This is a genomic window from Fibrobacter sp. (genome assembly GCF_017551775.1).
GTDB lineage: Bacteria > Fibrobacterota > Fibrobacteria > Fibrobacterales > Fibrobacteraceae > Fibrobacter.
In genome coordinates, this window is the sequence record NZ_JAFZKX010000049.1 from 22049 (window position 1) to 34007 (window position 11959).

An 11959-nucleotide genomic window follows, 5' to 3' on the forward strand; every position below is an offset into this window, starting at 1 on the left:
ATTTCAACAAAAGTGCTTCAAAAATGATGACTAGAACTTTGAGTGTCCTTGCGCTGACTGCCGGAGTCGCTGCCGCATCTGTGGCCGGCAACCAGGAAGCCCTTGCAAGCAAGGTCGATTCTGCCAACGCTCACCGCGGCCTCGAGGTCACGGGTGCTGTACGCGGCGTTGCCCAGGCTGCTTATTTCGAGACCAAACAAGATCCATTCGGCGCGGTTACGATGCCCGATGTGGAAAGGAACGAGTTCGTGAACGCCGACTTCAACTTCGGCTTCCGCCCGTGGGAAAGCGTCCGTGCGAATGCGATGCTGCGCCTCTATGCAGGCATGCAGGATTACTTCGCTTCTGCCGCAAAGATTATCGAGGTCCCCTGGATCAATGTCGAAGGTCAGGTTGGCAACAACTTCCACTGGGTTGTGGGGGATTTCCGCCAGCAGTACTCTCCGCTGACCTTGTTCGCTCCGGATGTCGACATCCTGTACGAACCGCAGGTGTTCGCTCGCAAGCGCCACATGGCCGAAAAGCAGCAGCTCCTCGAGGGTAACCAGAGAAACCTCCAGGGTGTGAACCTGCAGTTCCGCAGTGATTTGAGCGATGCGCTCGGACAGGTCCGTGCCGAAGGTATCTTCGCCAGGCTGAACCGTGCTCAGGCGCTTGACCTTTCCGGTGCCGAAGGCAACATCCTCCCGAACGACTCGCTGCCGGGTGCAACGCAGGCCTCCAATACCGACAAGTTCCTTTTGGCTGGTAACTTCGAATTGTTCCCGCTCAAGAAGAACCTGTACGTGGCTGCTACCGCGATGTACATCTTCGATGACGAAGATAGCTACGCCTACACGTATCGCCACTATAATGATGGTGGCGAATTGACGACGGATGTGGGCGACCCGTACAAGCTTGACGAAATCAATCCGTTCGAACTTGATCCGCAAAAGACTCTCGTCGCGGCTGGCCGTCTTGGTGCCGATATCGCCGGCATTGTGGATAGCAAGAACCTCATTCTCGACCTTACGGCGGAAGCTGCCATGTCGATGGATGAAGTTACCACATCTTCCAAGTTTGTGCATCCGAATGCCACTAGCGCGGATGCCGTGCCTCTGGACCTGAATGAGGATGGAGCCATTACTCCTGACGAAATCTTCGCTATTGATCCTATTAGTGGTGGATTCAAGATGGAACGCGTGACGGAAACCAAGAACGGTTTGGCCGTCAATGCGAACGTCAATGTGGGTTACAAGACCGACTCTTGGACAGTCCGCTTGGCCGGTGATGTAATCATGAACGATAGCCTCTGGTTCAACAACCTTGCCCAGTCGCCCAAGTTCTTCGCCCAGCGCATCCTGAATTCCGACTACGATGGAAATACCGTCAAGTACAGCGTGCATTCCCCGCTTTACACGACCTTCGACGCTCTCTACAACTTCGCTCCGAAGTTCTCTCCGGCGCCGGTTACCATGAGAACGGACGACAACGGTTTCAAGACGCAGCCTGAAAGCTACAACATCGCTCCGTACAACAAGAACTCCTGGACGGGCAATGTTTACACGAAGGCGCAGATTGCCCTCCTCAATGCTATGTCCGATCCTGCGATCCAGATGATTCTCCCCAACGGTATGGCTACTGCGAACCGTACGGGTGGTCGCGCGACCTTGATTGGAAACGTGGGTGAATGGCTCGAAGCGCAGGCTCTGTTCGGCGTCTTCTCCCAGACATCCCCGCTTAGCGGTTTCAAGAAGGTTGCATATACGGAATTCGGTGGCGGAGCGAAGGCTGACGTGTTCAAGGTGCTCGGCATTTCCAGACCGCTCGAAATTTCTGCTTCCTACCGCCATTCCGAACGCAACATGGACTACGATCCGGCCGTGGCTGTCGGCAGCGCCGTAATGAAGACGGACTTCATCAACGCTGGTATCTATTGTCAGTTCCTCCCGCGTCTTGGCATTACCGCTGGCTTCCAGATGGTGACAATGGAAATGAACGATCTCCAGCAGAAGCAGAGCATGGTGGATTACGCTGCTATCGCATCGATTGCCCCGCTTGCCAAGGGAAAACAGTACCAGTGGATGGTTGGTCTTGACTATACGCTTGACAAGAACGCTTGGCTTTCCCTCAACTATGGCTGGGTGACTTCTTCGAATACCTATAATACTGGCCTCGGAAATGCCGGTGCTGCTGTGAACCTGCCTGCCTATGCAGCTGATGCCAAGGTGGATGATGCATGGCCTGGCGAATTCACCAGCAAGTTCTCACAAAATATTATTGAAGCCTCCATTAACGTGGAATTTTAATGGGAGGGAATGACAATGATGAATAATAAGAAGACCACGCTCGTTATTGCGACTGCACTTATGTTCTCTGCGTCGGCGGCATTCGCTGATGCGGATTCCTCCGTCGTCGTTAAGCAGACTTCGTTCTTGCAAAAACTTGATTCCCTGAACAAGGCCATTCTCGGCCTTCGTCTGGGCGGTACGGCCAAGGCGGGTGGTGCCATTTCGCAGGTGCATTCCAATCAACTCGCGGACTACTCCGCGACTAAGGAAAATGAGCTCTATACCGATGTGAACCTCAAGTTCCTCGCCCAGCCTTCTTCCGAGACCCGCCTCGATGTGCAGGTGCGCCTCCACAAGGATTGGCAGAGTGCCATGGACGAGAACAACAACCCGGTTATCGGCCACTGGTTCAGCTACGATGGCAAGATTCTGAATAACCATGTCGATTTCAACTTGGGCTACATGCGTATCGGCTATTCGCCGCTTACCATCAATACCCCGCAGATTGAAATCCTCCAGGAACCGGAAATTTTCCGTCAGAATCGTGTCGAAGCGCTCTCTTACCGTAACCTCGACACTACGTCCCGCCGTCTTATGCAGGGTCTGAATGCCGAGTTCCATAGCGGTGCCGTGGGTGTCGTTGACGATATCTATGCGCAGGCTACGGGTGCCCGTATGCGTAACACCGCCAAGAAGAACGACCAGGTGTTCTTCGACTTCGACTGGGCTGACCGTTATGCTTACGGTCTGCGTTTCGGAGCCAGCACCTTCGGCTTCAACCTCGGTGCGAACTATGTCGGTGCTTTCGACCGCCGCTTGAGCACGCGCTCCCGCGACATGGGCCTGAAGGACACGATTTTCTATGACAACAACAGCGTTTTCTCGGCTGAATTCGGATTCAATTCGAAGAAACTGCTGTCTGACCTGCCGATCAGCTTTGGCTTGAACGCCGAATATGCGATGTCTTGGTGGGATGTCGACATCGAAACGAAGGATGATAGTCCGACGTTCAACACGCAGATCAAGGAATACACGGGCTTCCCCAGTGGCGACCTTACGACGACCCTTGTGTACGTGTCTAACACTGTCGATCTGACCGGTGTCGAAAGAGTCACGAAGGATTTCCTTGACGACAAGGGCAATGCCTTGAATATCAAACCCTACGTGGAAGGTTCGTTCTCCAAGTTCAATTTCAAGGTGAACGGCATGTACTTGATGAACGACAAGGAATTCTGGTCCGAACTCGCTTCTTCGCCGAACTACACGAACAACGGGATTATTTTCAATGCGAACGCCCTCTATGGCGATGCTGATAATGCTCTGATTTCGAACTTTGCCTCGGGCAACCTCGAAAATCTCTACTTCATGGTCTACAACACCGACCTGTTGACGGCTGCAACGCTCATGACCTCTTCCTCCAAGACGGTCCTTTCGGGCAACTCCGAAGCAAGAGAAATGTACTTCCGCCTGTACAACAACTACAAGTTGGCTCATTTCTACCGCAACGGCTACGATGCCAACACCATGAAGAAGCTCGAAGCCGCTCAGGCCGTTCTCCTGATGGATCCGTCCGTGAATCTCGCTCTGCCTTATGGTGTTGCTACGCCTGATCGTAAGGGCTTCGCTGCATCTCTCGATGCTGACTGGGACGATGCTGTCAAGCTTAACGTGCGCTTCTCCCAGTACACTGCCGAAGCGGATGAAAACAAGTTCACGACGATTGGCGCTGGCGTTGGCGTAGATTTGGGCCGTCTGATTCCGAGCCTGGAACGTAAGCTGGAACTTTCCGCTTCCTTTGAAAAGGCGTCCGAGAGTTCCTTCCTCAAGCGCTCCTCCCAGCGCGTTGTCGCGGGCGCTTCCGCCGATATTTGGGGCCCGATTGGCCTTCAGCTTGGCTTGCAGAAGCTGAACAAGGAATTCGAAGCTCTCCCTGTTGGCACGGCTTTCGTCCAGAAGGTTGACGAACTGCTCATCTTCGTTGGCCCCAAGTTCCGTATCGCTCCGGAATCCTATGTTACGGTCCGTTACGGCATGCTGAATAACTCCGTGGATTACCTGACCACGGATGCGACTGGGATTGTGAAAAAGAATCTTTCTGTCGACAAGAACCTTATCACTGCCGACGTTACGGTTAATTTCTAGTGAGGTCGAAAATGAAGAATTTAAAGATTTCTCTTCTTGCTGCCGGTGCGACTATTGCGCTTTTGGCTTGTTCCTCCTTGGAAGTCAGCAATCCGGAAGCCGAGAATTTCCCGGTTGGCTGGTCGCTTGCTGAATATATAAGCGTGAACCCCGATCTCCGTGCGCTCCAGATCATGGACAAGGTCACCATCATCAACTCGATTTCGAAGTTGCCTTCTGATTCGGCCGAGTTCATGGCTAACCCTGATTTGAAGCAGTTTGCCATTACCTACGCAGGCTTTACCGAAGAAAGCTACGACGTGGATAATATCGACAAGCGTAAACACCTCAAGAACTTCAACATCAACGGAGTCTCCAACGAGGCCGTGGTGTTCGATTCCCTGCTCGCAGGCAAGACCGTGTGTGCGGCGATGCTCAATGGCAAGGGAGTGGCTTTTGATTCGACGGTGATTGAACGCCAGTATCTTGTCTATGGCAAGACCGAAGGCCGTCCTTTCCGCAAGTGCGGGGCGGGTGACCAACTCGTGAAAAAGGGTGAATGCCAGGCTGACGCAAGCGAGGCTGTTGGCTATAGCAAGCACCTGTACTGCGCTTCTGAGGGCGTGACCTACTGCATCGACTGTGACCTGGTTTTGGATGATTGCCCCGAAGTTATCGTCGAACCGGAGAGCTCTAGTTCCGAGGCGGCTCCTGAATCTTCTGAAGCTGCGGCCGAAGTCGAATCCAGTTCTTCTGAAGCTGCACCCGTGTCCAGCGAAACTGTTGAACCCGAAAGCTCTGCCGGCGAAGGCGGTGAAACCGCTGAACCGCAGTCCAGTTCTGCAACGGAACCTGTTACTGAATAAAAGGTGGGATTACTATGAAACTCAAACTTTTTGTAACGACAATTGCGGTTGCCTGCGTGGCAATGTCCCAGGCTGCAGCCGACAAGGTGATTGGCTATTTCCCCTACTGGAGCCAGTATTCCCAGTTCTATCCGAAGGATATCCGCTACAACACGGTTACCCACATCCACTATTCTTCGCTCCTGCCTGCTGAAGACGGCTCGCTCGCTTTCCCCGACGAAAACGACGCTCCGAACTACGACTCGCTCGCGAACATGTGTGCCGCCAACAATGTGAAGCTGGTGGTTTCTGTCGGTGGCGTGGAAGCCGAAGGTGCACTGAAGGCTATCGCTGGTTCTGACGAGGCCCTCTCGACGTTTGTTGGCAACCTCAAGACTTGGGTTGGCGAACATAAGGCGAATGGCGTGGAACTCGACTGGCAGAACATCACTGCTGACGATGCCGCGGACTATGCGAAGATGATGAACGCCCTCGTGGATGCCTTCTCCGGCATCATCGTGGCTTCTACCATGTACCCCTTGGCAGCGATGGAACCGTACACCGCTGAGGTAATGAACAAGCTCTCTTACATCAACGTGTTCATTCCCGACCAGATGAGCGAAGAGAACTCTACGCTCGTTCCGAACCAGGGCGGCAAGATTATCGCCGAAACTCTCGAGAAGGCCGCTGATGCTGGCATTCAGAAGAGCCTCCTCGTGCCGGTGGTCTACTTCTACGGCAAGTCCTTCCTGGGCGCTACGGGCTTCGGTTCTTCGCATCAGGGAACGGGTAGCGGTAACGAAGGTTACCTGCCGTACAAGGAACTCATGAGCAAGTTCGACACTCCCGACTACAAGGTTTCCTTCGATTCTGACTCTCAGTCCGAAATTGCCGTGAGCAAGGAAGAAGCCATCGTGTTCATGGGTATTCCTTCTGTGAAGGCTGTCGCCGTGAACGTGAAGAACAACGGTTATGCCGGCGTGGCGGTTTACGATGTGTCGCAGGACCATCATGAACCCATCGTCTCCGTGCTGGTGACTATCGGCTTGGAACTCCGCCCCGGCGTGAACTACAAGGCTGCGAAGAAGTAATCTCTCGCAATAGAACATTTAAGAAAGCGTCCGGCCTACCGGACGTTTTCTTTTTGTTCCCTCACGTTATCCTGCGTCGCATCTCGTCACACTGCCGCCTTGTGCGGCAAGGCAAGTGTGCCCACGTCACCCCGCGTCACCCCGCACGCCGTAGGGGCAAGAGTGTCCATAAACATTGTTTGGCAAGCGTGTCCACTGGCATCAGCCCGTGGATGCCCTTGTCTCGCCATAGTCTCGCCATCGGCATGACGTAGGGCAAGGGGGCCCTCGCACATTGCGTCTCTTCGCGTTCGGGCGTGGCGTAGGGCAGGGATATCCTCGCCGCCCACGTTCACCCTGCGTCACACCGCCGCCTTGCGCTGCCAGGCAAGTGTGCCCGCGTCACCCCGCACCCCGTAGGGGCAAGGGTGTCCATAAACATATAAGGCAAGCGTGTCCACTGGCATCCGCCCGTGGATGCCCTTGTCTCGCCCTGGGCACGCCATCGGCATGGCGTAAAGAATGGACTCCATCGCACATTGCGTCTCTTCGCGTTCGGGCATGGCGTAGGGCTGGAGCATCCTCGCCGCGTCCGTCGCATCTCGTTGCCATCGGCATGACGTCGGGCAAAACAAAAACCCCGGCGATGTGCCGGGGTTAAATTCTTGCGGGCTGTTAGCCTTTATTTCTTTTCCCAGGTGTAGCTGCTGAAGTTGCTGCCCTGCTTGATGCGGACGAAGTACTTGCCAGCGCTCATGCCTTCAACCGGAATCCAGTTGGTTCCCGCACCGAGCATCACCTTCTGACTCTTTTCCACATGGCCGAGAGCTGTGAAGATTTCGACGGATGCGAGGCCTGCCTTCGGGCTGGTCAGCATGATGCCTTCGTTGTTGAACTTCGCCTTGAAGGCTGCCTGCGGCTTCTGGGCCATAATCGGGTTCTTTCCGCCGTTGCCCACGATGACGATGACGGTCGAGTCGATAGCAGCTCTTTCAGTTGTTTCGGCAGCGACAGCCCTGATGGCCACGGTGGCGTCCTGGTCGGCGGTAATGAGGAAGCCTTCGCTATTCACGAGGTAGATGGAGGATTCCGCTCCGTCAAAGGTGTAGTAGATCGGAGCCTTGCCGTAGAATGTCTCGCTGGCGAAGAATCCCGGGATTACGGCACCCTTGTCAACGGTCATCGACTTGAAGTTGTCGCCCAGCTTGTCGTCCATCTTGGCGTATTTGACCGTAATCGTGTCGTTAAAGGCGATGTAGCCGGTTGTGGCCGGAGCGGTGGCCACGATTTTTGCCGTGCCGAGGGTTCCGGTGAATTCGTACATGTACACGCTGGCGCCTTCAGCCTGGCCGAAGCAGGACTTGGAGTTGGAGCAGGTGGCCTTCTTGATCTTGACGATTTCGGGGTTCAGAGACTGGACCGTGAATTTGGATCCCTGGTCCGTCTCGCCACTAGCGGATACGATAACATCCATCGTCTTGCCGTCCTGGTCCAGGTCTCTTCTCTGCTTGCCCCTGGTGCAGTCACCAGATGTAAAGCAGTTGAAGTCAACGAAACCGCTGATGGTCTGCTTGGGTTCGGCAGTAACAACAATGACCGACTGGGAACCGTCGTTGCCGGTCATGATGACGAAACCGGCGGATTTGACGGCACCTGCCGATGTAACGACGGATTCGTCGCTGGAGGTGTAGGTACAGCCGGACTTAAAGGAACTTGCAACGCTGCCGGCAGTTTCCTTGACGGTGGTTGCCGAGAACGAGCAGCTTCCGCTTTTCAGGGTCGAGGCATATTCCGAGGCCCAGTTGGTGGCGTGTCCGGTGAGGTATTTCTTTACGAAGTTACCCGAGTTGGTGTAGCTTGCGGTGGCGAGGTCGGACTGCTTGGTGAGGGCCTTGTCGCCTGCGAACATGGCAGATCCTTCATCGGAAGCGTTACCAATCTTGGTCACCTTCTGGCGGAGGCTCCAGTTGCAGTTGCTTATCTTGTTCTGCTCCATGAAGTTCGTCCAGTCGGAAGAAGCGCTCGTGTTGGCGTCGCTCTTACCGTCGGCAGTCGTTGTACCCCATTCGGTAATGAACACGGCGTTTCCGCCGTTCTTGCACGATGTGACCGCTCCGCCATAGGAACCCACGGAGTGGGTGCCTGCATAGAAGTGGAACACGTAGCCGATGTTGTCGCCGCTTACGCCGCCGCAAGATCCCATCTGGGACCAGTTCGGGGTACCTACGAGGGCGAGGTTCTTGCTGCCCGCACTGCGGATGCCGCCGATAACGTCGTTGGCGTAGCTCTTGATCTGGCCCCAGTCATTGTAACTACCGGCAGGTTCGTTGAACACTTCCCAAATGATGTTCGGCACGTTCTTGTACTTTGCGGCCATTTCACTGAAGAAGGCCTTCGCCTTGGGCTTTTCCTTGCCGTCATAGGCGCGGTGGCTGTGCCAGTCGATGATGATGTAGATGTCGTTCTCGATAGCGGCTTCGACCATTATGTCGATCTTGCCGGTCTGCGATTCAGGGGTGCTGAAATAGGAGTATTTTTCGTCGAGCGGATTGGACGAGCCACCATCGCTATCGTAGTACTGGATACCCATTGCGTAACGGAACACGTCGATTTTCAGGTTATCGACGGCCCACTTGATAACTTCCTTGTTGTAGTACTGGATGCCGGTTGCATCGGACCAGAACATGCTCATGCCGCGGATCATGGCTTCCTTGCCACTTTTCTGACCCACAATTTTGTTTCCATTAGTACCAAGGGCGCCGTGGACTTGCACCGGGCCTACGCGGAGGGGCTTAGCCGTTGATGCGGCTGCATTGGCTTCTACCGCGCCGAGGAGGAGCGCGCCTGCTGCCAATGCCTTTATCGTTTTGCTGATTCTAGTCATAAAAGACTCCTTTATACGCCAAAGATAAATTATGTACACCCATCCAGAGTGTAAAATATAATTTCATTGTTTACTTCCGTATCCGTAGTATCTGCGTTTTGCGACCTTCTGTGACCTTCATCGCATAAACTCCCGCACCGGGAACCAGCTGGTCTACGGGAAGGCTTCCCGACTTTGTAAGATTAATTTTACGCACGATTTTTCCGCTCATGTCGAAGACGGAAATCGTTGCTCCAGAACCGAATCCCTGGAATTCTATCATGTTGCCGACTTGACGCACATCCCTGTGCGCCGAAATCTTTTTTGCCTCGGGAACGGAGACGAGTCCTTGGAGGGCTGCGACCGTATTCCCTGCGGAATTGAGAATCTGGAGGCTCGTGATTTCGAAGGAACCATAGCCGCCCTTGCTCATCTTGGCTTCGAATTTGATGCCGCGTACCGCCTTGAGGACGTCGTCCCTGCTGCAGGCGAAGGCCCAACTGGGGGTCACGAGTTCGGTGAAGTCTCCGTATTGGTCGGCGGCAAGGCTAACGGTCACGTCCTGGAAATCGTCGGAGGGGTGGAAAAGGTAGCCCGGCTCGCCGCCTTCGTCGCCGGTTTCAAGCGTCGCCTCGTTGAGAAGCGCCATGCGGATAACACCCTGCGTGTGGATGCGCACCTTGATGCTGGCCGCGTCGGAGATGTCGAGGTTGCTTTCGTCGGCCTTGAACGATACCGCGACACCTGCAAAGGGGTACTTGAGGTCGGCAGAGGCGTCGTAGGTGGGTTCCGGGGCGATGTACATGGAGGCGGCGACCCTGGTTCCTGTTGCCGTCTGGTATATGGCCGATTGTCCTGAATCCGGCTGCATCTTGGTGACTCCGAACTTGTCGCTGTAGGCTCCCCATTTCCAGAACCCGGCGGCGAAGGTGGACGGGTCGTTGGGTAGCAGCGTGCCTACCGGGGCCGTTACCTGTCTCCTGTTGTTCTCGCTGGGCGTGAAGGCCGTGTAGCCGGTCATGTTGTAGAAGTTGGGCATGTTGCCCGTCATGAGCAAAAGGTAGAGGATGTTGAGGGTCGCGGGGTAGTATTTTTCACCCTTCGGGGAATCGGGCTTGGTGCGCCCTTCGGTGTTGATGAGCGTTTCGTACAAAGTTTCCATATAATGGCCGGGCTCGGAAGCCGAAGCCATGGCGAGTCCGAGGCCACCGACGAACGAGGAGGTGACAAAGTCGCGAACGGGAGTGCCGTCGAGCTTGTAGCCGGCGGAGATGTAGGTGGCATGCTCGTACGAGGTTTCCTTGAGCCAGGGGACGATCTTGTCGTTAACGGCCTTGGCTCCGGTATCGCCGTACCAGTAGTAGGCCCAGGCCATGCGCCACGGGGTGCGGCTCGCGTCATCGAAGAATCCGATACCGTTGGTAATGGCTGCGTTGCCCTGTACGGCCTTGTGGCTGTTCCAGTCGCACCAGTCGGGTACGAGGCCTGTTTTCGAATCCTGGCACTGGCTCACGTCGCTCAGGGTCTTCTTGATGGCGGTATCCCAGAAGGTGTCGTTCGTGACTTCCTTGAACAGGTGGAATGCGCCTATCGCCGCGTAGCTCGGGTTGAAGTAGTTGTTCCAGTTGCTGCCGGGTTTCACGCTTCCGTCGCTGGTCATGTCGTTGCTCTTGATCCAGCTGATAAGGCTCTTCGCGTCAGATAGGTAGCTCGCGTCGCCCCATTGCTTGGATGCCATCACGAGGGCTACCGCGGCGTCGAATTCGGCGTCGGTGGCGCTACCGTCGTCGGCTTTGCCGTTATTGGTGTTGATGTGCCACTTCATGCCGCTGGCGCCGCCGCCCATGGAATACTTTTTCCAGAAGGCCCAAAGCTTGTTGAATTCGCTCTGGTAGTCGCCCTGCGAACCCGACATGTACACCATGATGAGCATGCCGTAGGCGATGCCTTCGGAGACGGACATCTCGGTACTGTCGTTAGGGCTGATGATGCGGGCGGTTCCGTCGCCCATATCTTTGTACCAGCACCCTTTCCAGGTGTCGAAATGAGCCTTGATTGCGCTCGGGACGGCAAACTTGGCCGTATTTCCCTGCGGATAGGCCTGGTTCTGCGGGAATGGGAAAGCGGGCGCGGCGTTAGCTACGCCTGCCAAAACGGCTATGCCGGCGATTGCTGCTAAGTGACGTAGTTTCATAAGGTTATATGTCCTTTACAAGTTGACACACACACCCACCCATATAAAAGATATGCTCTGTATTAGGACTATACTGGTAAACATATTTTTACAGTGACGCACATCTCACGAAAAATAGACTGGGGGTGGCGGTTCGGGGTATATTGTCCCTATTTTACGCCAAAAAGGCATACTTACACCAAAAATGTGACGGATAGAACGCTTTTTCGAAAAAAGCGTTTTTTTTGCTTTTTGTTATTGCTTATCCCGAAAAAAAAGATATATTTGCGGTAAACCATGCCCCCTTCGGGTGGGCTTCACATATAAAAAGAGAGAGATACTATGAACAAGAAAATTACACTCGCTGCAATTGCCGGTGCTGCTGCTATGGCTTGCGCTCAGGGCGCTGTTGCTTCCAGCTTCCTTTGGGATGGCTCTGTCGATACTGAAGGCCGCGTGGAAACCGGTTCTGACGAAAAGACCGCTGGCTACTGGTATGAATACGACGACTCCAACGACAAGGGAACTTCCAAGTTCACTTTCCCGGCTGACGTCGAAGAAAACACCTATGGCAACTTCTACGGCCCGCTCGTCGAAGCCTACGGTGGTATCAAGGC

The 11959-nt window shown here is 54.7% G+C and carries 6 protein-coding genes and 1 pseudogene; 5 read left to right on the forward strand and 2 right to left on the reverse strand.

Annotation, left to right across the window (positions count from 1 at the left end):
- Nucleotides 1-23: 23 nt before the first annotated feature.
- Genes IK012_RS05920 through IK012_RS05935 form a run of 4 tightly spaced genes read left to right on the forward strand, consistent with a single transcriptional unit; the run spans nucleotide 24 to nucleotide 6327 of the window.
- Nucleotides 24-2288 (forward strand): hypothetical protein, encoded by a 2265-nt coding sequence (locus tag IK012_RS05920; protein ID WP_290951841.1) that lies wholly within the window; start codon nucleotides 24-26, stop codon nucleotides 2286-2288.
- Nucleotides 2289-2303: 15 nt separating this feature from the next.
- A complete protein-coding gene (locus IK012_RS05925; protein ID WP_290951843.1) occupies nucleotides 2304-4412 on the forward strand; it encodes a hypothetical protein in 2109 nt (702 codons plus the stop codon).
- Nucleotides 4413-4423: 11 nt separating this feature from the next.
- Complete coding sequence (locus IK012_RS05930) at nucleotides 4424-5257, forward strand: hypothetical protein (RefSeq protein WP_290951846.1); 834 nt, start codon at nucleotides 4424-4426, stop codon at nucleotides 5255-5257.
- Nucleotides 5258-5271: 14 nt separating this feature from the next.
- Nucleotides 5272-6327, forward strand: coding sequence for a glycoside hydrolase family 18 protein (locus tag IK012_RS05935; RefSeq protein ID WP_290951849.1), 1056 nt, complete (start codon nucleotides 5272-5274; stop codon nucleotides 6325-6327).
- Between the two features lie 661 nt (nucleotides 6328-6988).
- Here IK012_RS05935 and IK012_RS05940 read toward each other — a convergent pair.
- Nucleotides 6989-9190 (reverse strand): cellulase family glycosylhydrolase, encoded by a 2202-nt coding sequence (locus IK012_RS05940; RefSeq protein WP_290951852.1) that lies wholly within the window; start codon nucleotides 9188-9190, stop codon nucleotides 6989-6991.
- Between the two features lie 70 nt (nucleotides 9191-9260).
- Entirely contained in the window at nucleotides 9261-11363 is a 2103-nt protein-coding gene (locus IK012_RS05945) for a glycosyl hydrolase family 8 (protein WP_290951855.1), read from the reverse strand.
- A 321-nt stretch (nucleotides 11364-11684) separates the two neighbouring features.
- Between IK012_RS05945 and IK012_RS05950 the strand changes: the two are divergent.
- A pseudogene (locus IK012_RS05950) lies at nucleotides 11685-11959 on the forward strand (hypothetical protein); the annotation flags it as partial.

Coding starts and splice junctions, on each gene's coding strand:
- IK012_RS05920 (WP_290951841.1), top strand. CDS start 24: ATGATGACTAGAACTTTGAGTGTCCTTGCGCTGACTGCCGGAGTCGCT.
- IK012_RS05925 (WP_290951843.1), top strand. CDS start 2,304: ATGATGAATAATAAGAAGACCACGCTCGTTATTGCGACTGCACTTATG.
- IK012_RS05930 (WP_290951846.1), top strand. CDS start 4,424: ATGAAGAATTTAAAGATTTCTCTTCTTGCTGCCGGTGCGACTATTGCG.
- IK012_RS05935 (WP_290951849.1), top strand. CDS start 5,272: ATGAAACTCAAACTTTTTGTAACGACAATTGCGGTTGCCTGCGTGGCA.
- IK012_RS05940 (WP_290951852.1), bottom strand. CDS start 9,190: ATGACTAGAATCAGCAAAACGATAAAGGCATTGGCAGCAGGCGCGCTC.
- IK012_RS05945 (WP_290951855.1), bottom strand. CDS start 11,363: ATGAAACTACGTCACTTAGCAGCAATCGCCGGCATAGCCGTTTTGGCA.